Genomic DNA, 16,938 nt, shown 5'->3' with positions numbered 1-16,938 from the left:
CATTTTCATTTGCTCAAGATAATTTTTATTAATTATAATCCAAGTCAAGAAAAAAATCACTATCCTCATTCATACCAATTCCAGATTTCCACACCACCTAAATGAAACTGATGAAATAATTCCTCATCCATGAGACGTTCCACTTCCCTGATTGGCCCTGTCACTGTTGCTCCATAGACCTGCATGCCGTTTTCTTTTATATAGGCCAACCTTGCTTTGTCCAATTCCTTATCCTGATAGTTTCCATTTTCAATTAACCATTCCATGTCTTGATAAAATTGACTTTCTGCCTCATCAATACTACCTTCTCCTGATAATGTACCAATTGATGAAGATTGTCTATTTTTTTCATCGTACTCAATGAAAGGTCTTAGCATTAATGACGATACAAAGGTAAATTGTCCTGCACGACCATAGCCCATGTAATTGCTGACTTCACTATCCGTTAGTTCCCCACCGTAAATAGGCATCTGATAAACCTGTACATCGTAATCAGAAAGGATATTTATTAGTTCTTCGGGAGTCATTGATTTGATCGTGGAAAATTGTATTTGAGCAACAAATCCATCATTCATCTTTTCCAGTTGTGATAATGTTAGGTTACTCGAATGGCCGTTATTCTCAGTGTAAGTTTCCCCCAATAAATCAGGTGCCACTGCATAGGATTGTGTATTACTTTCATTTAAGTATCTGCGATCAAAATCAAGATTTATCTTAACTTCACCAAAAAGAGTTTTCTTTGCTGTTACTTCACCAACAACAACTTCCCATTCCCCAATGTTACGATATAAAGTGAGACTGGTCTCCTGAGTTAAAAACGGATTAATTTCTGCTCGGCGGAAGTCTAACTTATCCACTGCAATTCCTGGATTTCTCGTTTCTACAATGGTTGTAACCAATCGGTCAAATTCTGCTTGCTTCCCAGACATATCATAGAAAACACTAACAGGAATGATATATAATAAATATAAAAAGAAAATGATGAAAAGTACTCGTATAACTGTATATGTAATGGAAAGTCTTGTCTTCCATACTAATTTTCGGGCGCTTTTTTTATCGACTTTTACTTCTTTTTCATTCCATTCTGTTAAAACATCATCTTTTTTCACTTTCCAAATCTCCTTTCCTCAACCGCTTATCATACTCTCGAAACTTTTGACGTGCACGGTGCAGCGTTGTTTTCACCTGGCTTTCCGTTAGATTCATTGTGGTAGACAGTTCTTTATAGGTTAATCCCTGTATTTCCCTCAGATATAAAATTGTCTGCATTCGTTCAGGAAGCATGCCCATCACTTCTTCCAATTCCTCCTGCCTTGTTCTTTTTTCCAATTGCTGCTCGGGGTTTCCCAGATCACTAATTGGTATATGTTCCATTTTTACCTTATCAACCATTCGCTGCTCAGCGTTTGATTTTCTAACAGAATCGATAAATAAATTACGGGCTACTTTAAAAAGCCATGCCCTTGCATGGAGCATATTTTTAACCTTTAGAGAAACCATCGCCCTGTAAAAAGTTTCCTGGAGCAATTCCTCAGCTAATTCCCGATTCCGAGTCATCTGCATTAAATAACGGAACAGAGGAAGCTGGTACTGCTCAAATAATTCAGTGAATATATACTTTTTCAAACAACTTCCTCCCCCCCTCTATATAATAAAACGAAGTACATCAGAATTTGTTACATGTTTTTTTAAAAAACACGTTAGAAAACTTGGCATACACCAAGCTTTTAGGCGTATGCTCATAGCTTGCTCTTATGCAGTAAGAAAGTAGTTATACTTTCTTAACTGCCAAAAAAACTGTAGTGCAATATCGCCCTACAGTTTTTTAATCTTGTTTATTTCTCCATTTATTAAATTCCAGGTATTCTTTGAATTGTTCTTTTGTTACGCCCGAATTCATTGCTTCCTGCACAATAGCCAGCCATTCATCATCTAGGTTATCTGTTTGCTCCGAATTACTTTCCCGTATTAAATCGTTTGCAGAAACACCTAATACTTTTCCGATCTTTTCGATAAACTGGATCGATGGATTTGATTGAAGGTTCCGCTCAATTGAACTTAAATATGATTTGGCCACACCAGCTTTTTCGGCTAGTTCTGATAGAGACATCTTTTTATTTTGGCGTAGTTTTTTAATTTTTTCACCGATCAAGTCACCCTCACCTGCTTTCAATGGGAATTATAACATAAAATAGGTGAGCAGTTCTATATACAGCACAATAAAATTCATTCATGTTTTATTTCCCTCCGGTCTCTGCTAAAAACAAACGGACCTCATCCACAGTTAAACCTAATGTTTTGGCTTCCATCATTAACTTTATCCACTCTCGATCTAGCGTTATATTTTCAGCTGTTTTTTCCATAATCCCGTCCCCCATTTTTAGTCCAGACAATCCAGCCATCCTGGTCAAAAAGACGTTAGATCTGTGACTTTGCGCCCCTATTTTTCAAAAGGTTTGCCTTTTTCTGCCATACTTAAGATATAAGACTATCATACTATAGATACAAGACTATTTGGGTGGCTTGTTTTGTCATATTTCAACTAGTTTTGTTGTACTAGTCAGAAAAAAACCTCTCAATATGTCAATTGGCAAGTTGTAGGTAATCTAGACTTTCACTACAATATCTGTTTATGCCAATAAATATTCCTTTATTCACATAAAATCAATAAACTTAAGGAATTTGTACTATATTACATAAATAATCGCTGAACTATATTAGGGTTGCTTGCATTGAATAACATTATTACTTGAGTTCCAATCCACGAAAATTAAAAAAATACATAGACTAAACCTCCAAAATTCGATATAATCTATTCATGATTTGATATTTTACGTAGCTATATATTCAGTTACATGAAACTGCTTCACTAAAGAGGAGAATACGAGTGAATTCCAGAGTTGATAAAAGAAGAACAAAGAAAAAACGTAAATGGCCTTTTTTGGTTGGTGGAATAATACTAGTTTTATTATTAATCGTTGTCGGATATGTGTATTATGTATGGGATAAGGTTGGCGATACTGTAGAAACCATGCATAATCCATTGGCTAGAGATGACGATCCTGAACGCCAGAAAGAATTGGAAAATATTTTTGAGGATAAAAAATCACTGAATATCTTACTGCTTGGGGTGGACCAGCGTGAGGGTGATAAAGGCCGCTCTGATACGATGATTCTCATGTCATTAAATCCAAATACTGATTCCATGGCAATGGTGAGTATTCCTAGGGATACGTATGTAAATATCCCTGGTCGCGGGATGGATAAGATCAATCACGCATATGCTTTTGGTGATGTGGAATTAGCAGTACAAACAGTTGAAGAGGCTTTCGATTTGCCCGTTCATTTTTATTCGAAGGTGAATATGGAAGGATTTAAGCAGGGAATTGATGCTATTGGCGGGGTTACCGTTACCAATGATCAGGCATTTTCCCAAGGTGGGTCGAATTTTTCGGAAGGCCAAATTCAACTAAATGGTGAACAGGCATTAAGTTATATCCGGATGCGGAAAAATGACCCACGTGGTGACCTTGGTCGTAATGAACGTCAGCGAAATGTTGTTCAGGCTGCCATCAAAGAAGGTGCGAGCTTCTCAAGTATTACAAAAGTTGGCGAGATATTAAATATTCTGGGCGACAATGTGAATACAGATTTGAATATGGATAGAATGCAAACAATGTTCAGTGGTTACCGCGGAACAATTGGAAACACGAAAACATTAGAAATTAGCGGTAGTGGTAAAATGATTAATGGTGGATGGTACTATATTGTACCGGATTCTGAATTTAATCGAATTACAACAGAAATTACCAATCATATGGAAGCAAGATAGAAAATAAAAGTCACCTGTAGAATTAAAATGCAGTGTGGCTTTTTGTTTACAACAATTTCTTTATAGATCAAAAGTGTTATAATAATAGTAAAGTCGATACGACCTGAGAGGGGTTCACATGAAAAAAATCACACTATTTTTATCCATAATTTTCATTGTTTTTCTTACTGCCTGTTCTGAAGATGAAGTCACTCCAAATGAACGGTTTGATACTTATGTCAAGCAGTGGAATAATGAGGAGTTTGCAGAAATGTACGGAATGTTAACAGCTAAGTCAACGGAAACATATCCGACAGAAGAATTTGTTGATCGCTATGCTAAAATTTATGAGGATCTTGATATATCAGACTTGAAAGTTACATTTGAAAAATTGAATGAGGACGAACTGGAAATTGCTATGGAAGAAGGGACAGCTACACTTCCCTTCAAAGTAGAAATGGAGAGCCTTGCTGGGCCTATTGCATTTGATTATGATGCAACACTGATTCAGAAGGGTGAAGAACAGGAGAAAAACTGGTTTGTACAATGGGATCCAGGTTTTATTTTTCCTGAAATTAAAGATGGCGGTAAAATTAGAATTCAATCAGTGGAACCAAAACGCGGGGAAATTCTCGACCGTAATAAAATGCCTTTAGCAATGAATGGTCCTATTTTTGAAGTTGGGATTGTACCGGAAAAACTGGGCGTGAATCCGAAACAGAATAAAGAGGAAATAGCTGACCTCTTGGGTATTTCCGTTGATGGGATCGATACTGCTCTGGGAGCTGGATGGATTGAGCCACATTTATTGGTACCAATTAAGGATATATATAGTGAAGAAACGAGAGATAAGCTTCTGCAAATTGATGGAGTTAGTATTGATAACGGAACCGGCCGTATCTACCCTGCAGGTGAGGCAGCTGCACATTTAGTCGGGTATGTGGGTCAGGTTACTGCAGAAGATCTGGAAGATAAAGAGCCTGGAGAATATGGAGCAAATGACGTTATTGGAAAACGGGGTCTTGAACAGTGGTATGAAGAGCGCCTTAAAGGTGAAAGAGGGCTCAAAATTATCATTGAAAAAAAAGAAGGAGAAGAGAGTGTTATCCTTGCTGAGAAAACTGTAAAGGATGGGGAAACTATTTCGCTTACAGTCGATGTTAATGTACAGGAAAGAATATATAATTCCTATGATGGTGATGCAGGAAACGCTGCAGCTATTGATCCAAAAACCGGTGAAACGCTGGCGCTTGTGAGCAGTCCCGCTTTTGATCCGAATGAAATTTTGTATGGTACCGGGACAAACCTCTGGGAAGGATTACAGAATAACGAACAAAAACCGCTTCTTAATCGATTTTCGGCAACCTTTGCTCCTGGTTCAGTTATTAAACCAGTGACCGCAGCTATTGGATTGCAAAATGGTTCCATCATACCTGATGAAGGCATCGAAATAAACGGATTAACCTGGAGTAATGGCGAAGGCTGGGGGAATTATGAAGTACGTCGGGTTTCCGAATCCAATGGACCCGTCGATCTCAGAGATGCCCTGGTTCGCTCAGATAATATTTATTTTGCAACGATGGGTGTGGAGATGGGAAGCGAAGCATTTATTATCGGTTTAAATAATTTTGGCTTTGGGGAAGAATTACCGTACGAATACCCGATAACTTCATCCACTGTCTCATCAACTGGTGAAATAAATGATGAGGTTTTACTGGCAAATTCAAGCTATGGCCAAGGTGAACTGGAAATGAGCGCCATTCATTTGGCACTAACCTATACGCCTATTTTGAATGAAGGTAATATGGTCAAACCAACATTACTTATGAGTGAAGAAACCTCTCAAATCTGGAAGGAAAATTTACTATCTGCAGATCATGCCACCATGCTGCAAGACACGCTTAGGGAAGTGGTTACAGATGGTACTGCAAAAAAAGCAGACGAAGCAGACTTTCCTATCTCAGGTAAAACAGGAACGGCAGAATTGAAACTAACCGGTGACGATAAATCAGGTCAGGAAAATGGCTGGTTTGTTGGCTATCCTACAGATGATCAGGATATTCTTATAGCGATGATGGTTGAACATACCGAAGACCGTGGTGGCAGCAGCTATACAGTGGAAAAGGTTACAGATATTTTAATGAATGTTAAATAAATAAAAAGTCTACTCAAATAGGGTAGACTTTTTTAATGCAGAAAAATGCCACTCCATCCAGGGAAGCGGCATGTCTATTCATCAAAGCTCATTACAATAATTTTATTAATGCATTAAATGCTTCTTCATCACGCTCATCCAATGCTATGTCTATCATACGTTTAACATTGTTTCTTTCCATTTGATCTATAAAATCGGACACTTCATTCTTTTGTTCATTTTTACTTAAATTGATATCTTTTACGTAATACGGTTCTACAATGGAATATAATTGATTTAAAAAATCGGGAAGGGAAATTAATTCGCCCATGGTTACATATACTACATCTTTTCCTTTTTGAAATGCAAATTTAGCATCAATATTTTCCACTTTATACGTTTTGCGGTTAATCCGTATTTCCTTTGCTTCAACTGGAATAAATTGATACACTTTTTTATTAATCATAACGGAGAAATATTGATATGCCAGGATTACTCGTACATAACTGTCATCAGCTTTAATATAATATGGTTTCAACATTTTTACTGTTAACATCCTTTCCACCTCCCGTGTATTTTCTCTAAATTTTCAGTTAATTAATTCTACAATATTTTCATGTAAATTACAAGAGAAACGTTAATTTTTTTAAAAAGGCAACTTTCAGGAAGGGAAAATTGCCTTTACGATCTAGAGAGTGTGGATTAAGTTACAACCTTATCCAGAATAAATGTTGTGATTTTATTTATTTCACTTTCACTGAATGAATAATTTTCCTCCAGACTATTTAAATAGTTGCCTGCTTTTTTCAAATGCTGCACGCCTTTTTTCATATAGGATTTATAGTTTCTATTTACTTCATAAATTTTATCCGCATATTTTTCATCAGTTCCGGGAGTTACAGTCTCTTCGTATAAATCAATGATTTTTTCCCCAGACTTTTCAGGGAAAAATTCATGTGGATCTGTGCTGTCAAATATACAAAAATCAAGGTCAGGAACAAGCACCATATCAATACTATTTGGATCAAAGCTGCAATGATAGAGTTCAACATCCAACCCATGCTCCTGGCAGGCTACTGAAACTTTCTTCATTAAGGTTGATTTACCTGTCCCTGCACGTCCCTTGACATGAATAACGGTTGCTAAGTTTTCTATTATATGTGGTACTTCATTTACAACGCCATCCACGGTATTCGTACCAAAGAGACGATGGGAAACATGGACTTTTCGATCTTGTTTTTTAGTTTGCTTAAGCAAGTCATCAATAAGTTCTTCCGTAATCCGATTTGCGCTATCAAAATCCATTTCCGCAATAAATATACCCTCAAGTTCATCATGCACCTGCAACCCTGTTTTAAAATTTTCATAGGCCATATTAGTAAAATCATCGAAATTTTTTCTTGCTTCGATCATTTCGTTACTACTTGGCACTTCTTCATTTAGAAACAAATTCATATCAAGTTCAATGGCAGCCCCCAGATCACCTGAAGCAATTCTATCCATTATAAAAACTACAGATATTTCCCTGATAATAACCCCTTCTATAAAATCATTTCCTAATGTACTGAGAAGAATTTCAAGATTATACTGATCCTCATATGTTTTGATTATATTTTTTAAAACAGCTGTTTTTAATTGGTGTGATGGGTGTTTTAAAATAATGATCTGATTAAAGTTTTCTACGTTTGGTGGAAGGAAATTAACAAGCCCTTCAGCCGTGTTACCTGTAACATAATAATATTTTTTACTGGACAAGGGAGACACATCCTTTTTTGTTGATTTGTTCTTTATTAATTTATGTATATTAGCTGTACAAGGTGATTCATTCATCTATTTTACAATATTTTTTAGATATACCCTAACCAGTTTGTCTTTTATTGTTGTGGATTATGTTATAAGGTTGGTTTCTATAAGTTATGGGCTATAGTTATTCGTACCGCCGAAAGGAAATGGACTGCTCGTCACATCGAAAAGAGTTATTGTTTTGTCATAAAAGATATAGACTGCGACGTAACTGCTCCGTTGATTTCCGCTTCGGGCAGTCGCTTTCCGCGGGCACGGCCTCAGCCTCCTCGCGGAAGATCACCGCTGCGGGGTCTTCAGACTCGTGCTTTTCCCGCAGGAGTCGACTGCCCTACGCTCCAATCAATCATAATAAGAATAGGTAGCAATAATTTAATTCAATCAATAATAATCACCTTTTGAAGTTGCAACACACCCTCTCAGCGAAGGAAATACACGAAGACTCCTAGCGGGAGCAGAGGCCTAGATGAGACCCCGCAGTGCGAAGCATGAGGAGGCTCATCAGCCACCCTAAGGTCCGCGTAGTGTATTTCCGTAGCGATGGATTAAACCTATTACTATTGATTTTACGTCGCACTTTCTATCTACTGTGAGGATGAATGAGCAACAAAACTTACCAAAAATGTCTATTCAAATAAAAATCGCCAAATCCCTTATTTGCTGAGATTTGGCGATTTTGTTTCCTAAGCCTCTGCCCCGGCCAGTTCTGTTCGTTCCTCTTCGGTAAACACCCTTGATCTTGACAGGAACCTTTTTCCTTCAGGTCCTTCCAGTGAAAACATTCCTCCACGTCCATCTACTGCATCAATGATGAGCTGGGTATGCTTCCAATATTCGTATTGGTCTTTTGAAATATAAAAAGGTGTTTCACCAATTTCTCCAAGTAACAGGTCAGATTCCCCTGTTCGTAACTCTCCCCGTTGATAGCACATCGGTGAACTGCCATCACAACAACCACCTGACTGATGGAACATGAGATCACCATGAACCTCCTTCAACGTATTGATCAGATCCAGGGCTTCTTTTGTTACTGTTACACGCTCAACCATATTCACCATCCTTTCTAAATTTCCTATTTTTATATTCTATGCAGAAAAGAGGCCTAAATTTCTGCCCCTTTTCCAAAATTCCTGTATTATAGCAAAGCTTTTAACTAAAACAATCCTGCAGGCCCTTCACTGTAGCTGATTAGTAGATTCTTAGTTTGCTGGTAATGATCAAGCATCATTAAGTGGTTTTCCCTGCCGATACCAGATTTCTTATATCCCCCGAAAGCAGCATGTGCCGGGTATTGATGGTAACAGTTTGTCCATACACGACCTGCCTCAATGCCACGGCCGAAGCGATAAGCTGTATTGATATTACGTGTCCAAACACCTGCACCTAAACCATAGAGTGTATCATTCGCAATCTCCATTGCTTCTTCCTTATCCTTGAATGTAGTAACAGAAAGAACCGGGCCGAAAATTTCTTCCTGAAATACACGCATTTTGTTGTTTCCTTTAAAGATAGTTGGCTCAACATAATAGCCACTCTCCAGTTCTCCATCAAGCTTGTTCACATTACCACCGACAAGAACTTCTGCACCTTCCTGTTTTCCGATATCCAGGTATGATTCGATTTTCTTCATTTGCTCCCGTGATGCCTGTGCACCCATCATCGTTTCTGTATCAAGTGGGTGACCTATTTTAATCTCGTTTACCCGTTTAATTACACGTTCCATAAATTCATCATAAATAGATTCATGCACAATGGCACGGGATGGACATGTACAAACCTCACCTTGGTTTAATGCAAACATAACTAAACCTTCAATTGTTTTGTCCAAAAATCCATCATCCTCATCCATTACATCCTCAAAGAAAATGTTTGGTGACTTTCCACCAAGCTCTAATGTAACAGGGATAATATTTTCGGATGCATATTGCATAATTAAACGGCCCGTAGTAGTTTCCCCGGTAAATGCCACTTTTGAAATACCACTATTTGATGCAAGTGGTTTTCCAGCCTCTACGCCAAAACCGTTAACAATATTTACAACACCCGGAGGCAATAGATCCTGAATCAACTCCATGAAAACATGAATGGATGCGGGCGTTTGTTCTGCTGGCTTTAACACGACACAGTTTCCTGCAGCTAATGCTGGTGCCAGTTTCCATGTTGCCATCAACAGTGGGAAGTTCCACGGAATAATTTGACCAACTACCCCAAGCGGCTCGTGGAAATGATAGGCTACAGTATCATTATCAATCTGACTGAGGCCACCCTCCTGTGCACGAATTGCTCCGGCAAAATAGCGATAATGATCTGCTGCCAGAGGTAAATCTGCTGCCAATGTTTCACGTACGGCTTTTCCGTTATCCCAGGTTTCAGCAACTGCCAGCATTTCTAAATTTTCTTCAATTCTATCCGCAATTTTATTTAAAATTTTTGCCCGCTCTGCTACAGATGTTTTTCCCCAGGCATCCTTTGCCTCATTTGCTGCATCAACTGCTGCCTGAACATCTTCTTTTGTTGATCTGGCAATTTGACAAAATACTTTTCCCGTCACAGGTGTGACATTTTCAAAATACTTGCCATTTGCCGGCGGACGATACTCACCGCCAATAAAATTGTCATACCGTTCTTTAAAATTCACAAGAGAACCTTCCGTGTTTGGATTTTCATATCTCATACATTTACTCCTCCTAATATTGTAATCGCTTACAGAAATTATGACGAAGCACAAGCTAGTACTCTAGTTAAGATTATAGCACTGACTTCTGAATTATTCCAACAATTAGTTTACTCTTTTCCAAATAAAAAACCCTGATTCTTATGAACCAGGGTTTTCATGTAATGAAGCTATTTTCTAATGTAAAAGACGCTGGAATCCCAACGCCCTCATTAGACATTTTATATTAATAAATAATTCCGTGGAAAAAATATAGCTTCAATACTTATAAGAGGTACTATGCTTTACTTCATTTCTGGAAGCACGCGTACTTCTTGCTCCATTGTTGATTGACATAGTGGACATTGTGGCTCTTCCTCAAAACTGTATGATTCCCTCATCCAGCCCTGACATTCGTCACTTGTACATGACCACACTTTTGTTTCCACTTCTGGAACTGGCTCTTTTGGTCCGCGAGAAAATGACATGATAGCATCCCCTTTCATATTACACTTCTATTATACTCCTTTCTTCTTAACAAAGAAAGGACTGCTGATAAATCTTATTGGATATAAACAGGATTGCCTATTACCTTAATGCTTATACGTCAAATGAAGTGAACATTTTATAAATTGTGGAGTTGCTTTATTGAATAGTAATTTTTTGAGCAAGCCATTTATACAGGGTACCTGCATTGCCAAGCAGGAACCAATTTTCAAAATAACATCACAAAAGCAGCTCCACTAAAGAAGATGGAGCTACTAATTAAATTCTATAATGCAAACCGCTCAATCGCCATTGCGACACCGTCATTATTATTCGTTTCCGTTGTAAAATCTGCTGCATTCTTTATTGCTTCCTGCGCATTGCCCATTGCAACACCAACCCCGGAATCCTGAATCATTTTAATATCATTCAAGCTATCACCAACTGCCATCACTTGATTCATTGTGATGCCAATCTCCTTACAAACAAATTTCAATGCCTTGGCTTTACTAACTCCTTTAGGGTTTGCTTCAACATTTGTTGGAAGCGAATTGGTCAGTTCCAAACCTTCGAAATGGGATAGCTCTTTAATCATTTGATCAAGCTTGGTTTTATCAAAAGATTCACAGCCGAATTTCAGCCATTTATGATCATAAAAATTGTCAGGGGCTTCATTACGGAATACGCTATCTGTAGAAATCATCCACATATTTACACCAATTTCCCTGCCCATGGTCCACAGTTTTTCAATGGTTGCTGTTTCCATTAAATGCTGATCCAATAACTTTTTATCTATTGTCCAGATTTCACCGCCATTTGTTGTTACAAGATAGGACGTGAGCTTTAAAGACTCAGCATAGGGATAGCATGTTTTAAATCCACGTCCAGTACTTAGTACAACATGAATATCTTTTTTCAATGCTTTAGCAATAACCTCCCTGGTGTGCGCTGAAACCTCGTGCTCACTATTTAATAAGGTTCCATCCATATCCAGTGCAATTAGTTTAATATCATTTTTCTTTTTGGTCATGTAAGTATTCCTCCAATTAATCTTTTATACTATTTACTTTGTATAACAATCAAAAATATTTATTATTAAAAACGTTGATATAATAAGGCCAATCCAAGCTATTTTAATACATTTGTGATCGGGTAGCAATGGGCAACAATTCTTTATTTCAGACGTTTCATTTTAACCATAAAATATACAACCGTGCCTAATAGGATAATAATTAGCAAAGGGATATCCTAGGGCCCCTATCCCTAAAGTATCCTTTCCTTTTCCAGTCTGTACCATCCCCCAGGTCATATAGGCTGTAAGTAAAACTACCTCAAAGTTAAGAACTGTCATTAAGGAACGGGCAGTAGCATAGATACGGGGCGCATTTTCTTTTGTTACTTTCACATTCAAAGAATCCGGGGATTTGCTCAGAAAATACATGACCATGAAGAGCAAAGAACTGCAATCAAAGGCACATCAATTTTTGGATGGTTCGCCATTTTCTCAGGCCCCCTACAAGGATGAAATTGAAACTTTAACTGCTTTTAATAAATCTTCCTCCGACCAGCTTGGTATATTCTTTTCAATAGCCAATGCATGGGATGCCGGTATATGTATAAATCCTGCTTGCCGGTCAAGCTTATTTTCTTTAAAATAATGCAGTGCATGATACATCACATGATTACAGAGATACGCCCCTGCGGTATTGGATATTTTTGCAGGAAGATTCGCTGCTTGTAACGTTTCCACCATTTTATTAATAGGAAGCGTGGAAAAGTAACCATCCTGCCCCTCAGCAACTATTTTTTCACCATTTGGCTTATGCCCCCTGTTATCAACAGGTCCATCATTGCAATTGATCGCAATTCTTTCAGGGGTAATACAGTTTCTTCCTGCTGCTAATCCGAGGGAAATCACAATATCCGGTTCATGCATTTCAATTAGTTCAATCAACTGCAAGCCAGATTTTTCGAAGTCTACAGATAAAACTTCTCCGATTATGTTGTAGTTATTAATACTTTCACCATTTAAAGCTTTGGCAATTTCAGTGGTTGGATTGATCGGAAATTCCAGAAATGGTTCAAATCCTGTAAGCAATAATTTTTCCACAAATGACACCCCTTTATTAAAAGTTCTTCCGAAAGACATCTAATTTATATAAAAAGTTCTCCATTTCAATCACAAGTTTTTGTGCTTCTTCTACGGTAACAGGATAAAATTTCACTTCTCCCTTTGGCATAAGCTGAGCGATTTTCGGCAAATCAGCAGAAATTACTGTACCTATTCGAGGATAGCCACCGGTTGTTTGCCTGTCAGCCATTAAGATGATCGGCTGACCATTACCCGGGATTTGAATCCCGCCAAAGGGAACGGCATCAGACCAAATATCTGAACTATTTTGAAGCGGAATATTTTCCGACTTCAGACGATATCCCATTCTATTGGAGTCCGCATCAACGGTGTGGATGGAATTGAAAAATAGCTCTCTTGCTTCTTCGGTGAAATTAGCTGTATGTGGGCCTTCGACAACCGCTACTTCTACTAACTTTTCATAGATTGGGATAAATTGTTTCCCCAATCCAATTCCCTGCTTCACATCCATTGGAAAAGCATTGATTCTTGTTGATTTCTGAAGCTGCATACCAAATCCATTTTTCACGTCAGTGGACGCACTGCCAAAAAATGTTTCCACATCAAAGCCACCGCCCACAGCAATATATGCTCGGACACCTGACTGATGCTTTCCAAATGTGAGAACATCTCCCTTATTCATACGAATGGTCTTCCACATTGGTTCCAGTCTATCATTAATTTTCGGTTGGAGATTTGCTCCTGTAATCGCAATCGTTATTGATGTGCGGGCCTCCAGCACTGGGCCGATTAAAGTTACTTCCAGACATGTGGTGTTCCGGTTATTTCCGACTAATATATTAGCTACCTGAAGGGAAAATCTATCCATCGCACCTGAGACTGGAACACCAAAACGCTGATAGCCTATGCGACCCATATCCTGAAAGGTTGTGAGTACACCTGGTTTGATTACATGAAAAATTGTTTCGCTTTGCATTGGATCACCATCTTTAGATTTGTATGGAATACTTTTTGGTGGTGTAGAAGGTGCTCTAAAAGCCAATTTAAATTCTGCTTTTCCCAAAATCTATCCGAAAAGGCCTATCATTCAGGGGATTCTTGTTTACTTAACGCAACTACTTCCACTCCGGCATTATCAAGCATTTCTCTTAACTTTTTTACAAATCCTACTGCATGGGGGCCATCGCCATGGACACATACTGTATCTGCTTCTACTGCTACTAATTCACCATTCACTGCTTTCACAACACCATTTTTAATGATCTGTTCAATCTGAGCCGCTGCTATATCCACATCTTCTATCATGGAATCTTTTTCAAACCTTGAAGTCAAACTTCCATCAGGTTGATAGGTTCGATCAGCAAAAACTTCTGCAGCAACCTGTAAACCAGATCGTTTTCCTGCTTCCAGTAGTTCACTTCCAGCAGGACCAAATAAAATAAATGACGGATCGATATCTTTAACAGCTTTTGCGATAGCATCAGCAACTTCACGATTACGTGCCGCAAGATTATATAATGCGCCATGTGGCTTTACATGCTGCATTTTCACACCGTGAATTCTACAAAACGCTTGAAGTCCACCAATTTGATATGCAACCAAACGATAGATTTCATCTGGAGTAAATTCAATCATTCGGCGACCAAATCCAGCTACGTCCGGGAATCCCGGATGTGCTCCGATGGCAACATTGTATTTTTTGGCTAATTGTACCGTCTGATCCATCACATTCGGATCACCTGCATGGAAGCCACACGCAATATTCGCTGTCGTTATATGCTTCAGCAGTTTCTCATCTGCACCAAATGTATAGGTACCAAAGCTTTCTCCCATATCGGTATTTAAATCAATTCGCTTTCCCACTCTAAATCACCCCTCAGTTATAATCATTTTGAAGGTATCATTTCTAATTTGTTCCTTTATTTGTGCAAACACATTTTCCTCTACGCTATAAAATTGAATATGATCACCTAGTCTAAACAGAAATTTATCCTGATCAAATAATTCCAGCGGGGTTTTTCCAATTATATTCCAGCCACCAGGAGATTCAACCGGATAAATACCAGTTTGCTCGTGGGCGATCCCAACCGCCCCGGCAAATGTTTTCGCACGGGGTTCCTCCAGACGCGGTGTTGCTATTCTTTTATCAAGCCCACCAAGATAAGGGAATCCGGGTAAAAAGCCAAGCATATATACAAGATATTCCTTCTCTTGATGGATCCTTATCACGTCATTTACGTTAAGCCCATTATATTCAGCCACTCGCTCTAAATCAGGGGCATATAATCCCCCATATAAAACAGGTACCTGAATAGTGCGGGATGATCGCTCGTTCTGCACTGCTGGCATTTCAAATAAATCATTTATCTTTTCAGTTATCTCTTTGTACACTAGTTTCTGAGGTTGATAGTAAATGGTTACCGAATCAAATGCAGGAACCCATTCGATTACCCCATCAATCAGGACCTGCTCCAATTTATGGCAAAATGACTGTATAGCAGTATTTAATTCTGGTGTAACTCTACCGGTAAAGTTTACTTTAACTGCTGAATCACCAACTGCCTGCATCGTAATATTCACTATCCCCACCTCCACGAAACAGCTTTTTATAAAATGATAACATACTCCCAAAAAGGTATACGAATGAAATCGAAATCTGGTGGATCTGACCGGGTTAATCTTCCAAAAGTAAGCAATTATTCCAGTACATATTTATCCCTGCCTGCACCCATTCCAAACAATACCACTAAAAGTGCAACACCAATCATCGTTAGAAGCGGTACTGTCCAAACATGTGTCACGTCATATAAATAGCCGATGAACATTGGGCCTGTTGCAGCCAAAACATAGCCGAAAGCCTGGGCCATCCCGGATAATTCTGCAGCTTGTCTTGCATTTCGTGCACGCATCCCTAAAAAGGTCAATGCTAATGCAAATGCTCCGCTTAATGTGAAACCAAGCAAAATTGTACTAATAACCATAACTGTGAATGAGTTTCCAAGCAGCAATCCTCCATAACCGCTTATAAATAGTGCCCCCAAAACGAGAACTATTCCACGTTGTGATTTAAATTTATCAGCAATCATTGGAACAAGAAAACTTGCTGGTAATCCAATGAACTGCATAAAGGATAACATCCAGCCTGCAGTAGTCAGGCTGACTCCAAACCTTAGTAGAATTTCAGGGAGCCATGAAATCGTTACATAAAATAAAAAAGACTGCAAACCCATAAATGCAGCCACCTGCCAGGCGAGTGGAGATTTCCAGATTCGATTATCAGAGGATTTATAATAGCCCGCCTTAACATGTGCAGCATCTGTACTGTCTTTTTTAATAATATAAATCCAAATAATGATTCCGATAACAGCAGGAGTAACCCATACGACCAGTGCCAGCTGCCAGCCTAATCCCAACCCTGTTGCAATTGGAATACTCAATCCTGAAGCTGTTGCTGCAAAGATCCCCATTGAAGTTGAATAGATACTCGTCATGATCGCAACCTTGGCAGGGAACTTTCCCTTGATTACTCCAGGCAAAAGCACATTGCATATCGCTATCCCCAGCCCAACAAACAAAGTACCAAGAAAAAGAAAAAATATAAGGGAAATGGAACGGATACTAATACCAAATAATAAAAGAATTAAACCGAGAAGCATTACCCGTTCATTCGAAAATCGATTGCCAAGTCTTGGAACAATTGGTGACATAATAGCAAATGCAATCAAAGGCAGACTTGTTAAAATTCCTACACTCCAATTGGATAAGCCCACATCATCCCGGATTATACCAAGAAGTGGACCAACTGAAGTAATCGATGGCCGCAGATTAAACGCAACAACTATGATACCTGCTATCAATAAAAAGCGATGGATTTCCTTAGATCGATCGCTTGCATTTTGTAATCCCACTTATATATCTCCCCTTTTCATCTCTATGTATTAATATAGCATATCTGAAAG

The 16,938-nt window shown here is 38.6% G+C and carries 17 protein-coding genes and 1 riboswitch; of the genes, 2 read left to right on the top strand and 15 right to left on the bottom strand.

All coding sequences use genetic code 11. From position 1 onward, the window contains the following. Nucleotides 1-65: 65 nt before the first annotated feature. From CIL05_RS04665 to CIL05_RS04650, 4 genes are all read right to left on the bottom strand, one after another. Entirely contained in the window at nucleotides 66-1,109 is a 1,044-nt protein-coding gene (locus CIL05_RS04665; protein WP_095654335.1) for an anti sigma factor C-terminal domain-containing protein, read from the bottom strand. Next, nucleotides 1,096-1,626 carry an RNA polymerase sigma factor gene (locus CIL05_RS04660; RefSeq protein ID WP_095654334.1) on the bottom strand — a complete coding sequence of 177 codons (531 nt, stop codon included), beginning with the start codon at nucleotides 1,624-1,626 and terminating at the stop codon, nucleotides 1,096-1,098. The genes CIL05_RS04665 and CIL05_RS04660 overlap by 14 nt, the downstream gene beginning before the upstream one ends. A 199-nt stretch (nucleotides 1,627-1,825) precedes the next feature. Then, nucleotides 1,826-2,152 carry a helix-turn-helix domain-containing protein gene (locus CIL05_RS04655; RefSeq protein ID WP_095654333.1) on the bottom strand — a complete coding sequence of 109 codons (327 nt, stop codon included), beginning with the start codon at nucleotides 2,150-2,152 and terminating at the stop codon, nucleotides 1,826-1,828. Between the two features lie 85 nt (nucleotides 2,153-2,237). Beyond that, the gene (locus CIL05_RS04650) at nucleotides 2,238-2,363 is read right to left on the bottom strand and encodes an anti-repressor SinI family protein (protein WP_100662723.1); all 126 of its coding nucleotides are present in this window, start codon (nucleotides 2,361-2,363) and stop codon (nucleotides 2,238-2,240) included. A gap of 22 nt (nucleotides 2,364-2,385) precedes the next feature. Next, nucleotides 2,386-2,471: riboswitch (cyclic di-GMP riboswitch) on the bottom strand. 416 nt (nucleotides 2,472-2,887) lie between these two features. On the opposite strand from CIL05_RS04650, the gene CIL05_RS04645 reads away from it, so the two are divergent. Continuing rightward, nucleotides 2,888-3,832, top strand: a complete 945-nt coding sequence (locus CIL05_RS04645; protein ID WP_095654331.1) for an LCP family glycopolymer transferase — start codon at nucleotides 2,888-2,890, stop codon at nucleotides 3,830-3,832. A gap of 118 nt (nucleotides 3,833-3,950) precedes the next feature. After that, nucleotides 3,951-5,966, top strand: a complete 2,016-nt coding sequence (locus tag CIL05_RS04640; RefSeq protein WP_095654330.1) for a penicillin-binding transpeptidase domain-containing protein — start codon at nucleotides 3,951-3,953, stop codon at nucleotides 5,964-5,966. 91 nt (nucleotides 5,967-6,057) lie between these two features. Here the strand turns inward: CIL05_RS04640 and CIL05_RS04635 are convergent, their stop codons facing one another. The 11 genes from CIL05_RS04635 to CIL05_RS04580 form a co-directional block, all read right to left on the bottom strand. Further along, complete coding sequence (locus CIL05_RS04635; RefSeq protein WP_095654329.1) at nucleotides 6,058-6,501, bottom strand: IDEAL domain-containing protein; 444 nt, start codon at nucleotides 6,499-6,501, stop codon at nucleotides 6,058-6,060. A gap of 146 nt (nucleotides 6,502-6,647) precedes the next feature. After that, the gene (locus CIL05_RS04630) at nucleotides 6,648-7,700 is read right to left on the bottom strand and encodes a hypothetical protein (RefSeq protein WP_095654328.1); all 1,053 of its coding nucleotides are present in this window, start codon (nucleotides 7,698-7,700) and stop codon (nucleotides 6,648-6,650) included. A 731-nt stretch (nucleotides 7,701-8,431) separates the two neighbouring features. Continuing rightward, nucleotides 8,432-8,797, bottom strand: coding sequence for a DUF779 domain-containing protein (locus CIL05_RS04625; RefSeq protein WP_095654327.1), 366 nt, complete (start codon nucleotides 8,795-8,797; stop codon nucleotides 8,432-8,434). Nucleotides 8,798-8,901: 104 nt separating this feature from the next. Further along, a complete protein-coding gene (adh, locus tag CIL05_RS04620) occupies nucleotides 8,902-10,422 on the bottom strand; it encodes an aldehyde dehydrogenase (protein WP_095654326.1) in 1,521 nt (506 codons plus the stop codon). A 284-nt stretch (nucleotides 10,423-10,706) separates the two neighbouring features. Further along, nucleotides 10,707-10,889, bottom strand: a complete 183-nt coding sequence (locus tag CIL05_RS04615) for a cold-shock protein (RefSeq protein WP_095654325.1) — start codon at nucleotides 10,887-10,889, stop codon at nucleotides 10,707-10,709. Between the two features lie 284 nt (nucleotides 10,890-11,173). Then, a complete protein-coding gene (locus tag CIL05_RS04610; protein ID WP_095654324.1) occupies nucleotides 11,174-11,917 on the bottom strand; it encodes a Cof-type HAD-IIB family hydrolase in 744 nt (247 codons plus the stop codon). 483 nt (nucleotides 11,918-12,400) lie between these two features. Next, the gene (locus CIL05_RS04600) at nucleotides 12,401-12,997 is read right to left on the bottom strand and encodes a pyroglutamyl-peptidase I (RefSeq protein ID WP_095654322.1); all 597 of its coding nucleotides are present in this window, start codon (nucleotides 12,995-12,997) and stop codon (nucleotides 12,401-12,403) included. Nucleotides 12,998-13,013: 16 nt separating this feature from the next. Further along, nucleotides 13,014-14,021 (bottom strand): 5-oxoprolinase subunit C family protein, encoded by a 1,008-nt coding sequence (locus CIL05_RS04595; RefSeq protein ID WP_240510110.1) that lies wholly within the window; start codon nucleotides 14,019-14,021, stop codon nucleotides 13,014-13,016. A 41-nt stretch (nucleotides 14,022-14,062) separates the two neighbouring features. Beyond that, nucleotides 14,063-14,842 (bottom strand): LamB/YcsF family protein, encoded by a 780-nt coding sequence (locus CIL05_RS04590; RefSeq protein WP_095654321.1) that lies wholly within the window; start codon nucleotides 14,840-14,842, stop codon nucleotides 14,063-14,065. 6 nt (nucleotides 14,843-14,848) lie between these two features. Continuing rightward, the gene (pxpB, locus tag CIL05_RS04585) at nucleotides 14,849-15,559 is read right to left on the bottom strand and encodes a 5-oxoprolinase subunit PxpB (protein ID WP_240510109.1); all 711 of its coding nucleotides are present in this window, start codon (nucleotides 15,557-15,559) and stop codon (nucleotides 14,849-14,851) included. A gap of 116 nt (nucleotides 15,560-15,675) precedes the next feature. Further along, a complete protein-coding gene (locus tag CIL05_RS04580) occupies nucleotides 15,676-16,887 on the bottom strand; it encodes a CynX/NimT family MFS transporter (protein WP_095654320.1) in 1,212 nt (403 codons plus the stop codon). Nucleotides 16,888-16,938: the final 51 nt, after the last annotated feature.

This window comes from Virgibacillus profundi (assembly GCF_002287375.1).
In the GTDB taxonomy this organism is placed as follows: Bacteria; Bacillota; Bacilli; order Bacillales; family Amphibacillaceae; genus Virgibacillus_K; species Virgibacillus_K profundi.
This window is presented reverse-complemented; position numbering and strand designations above follow the sequence as displayed.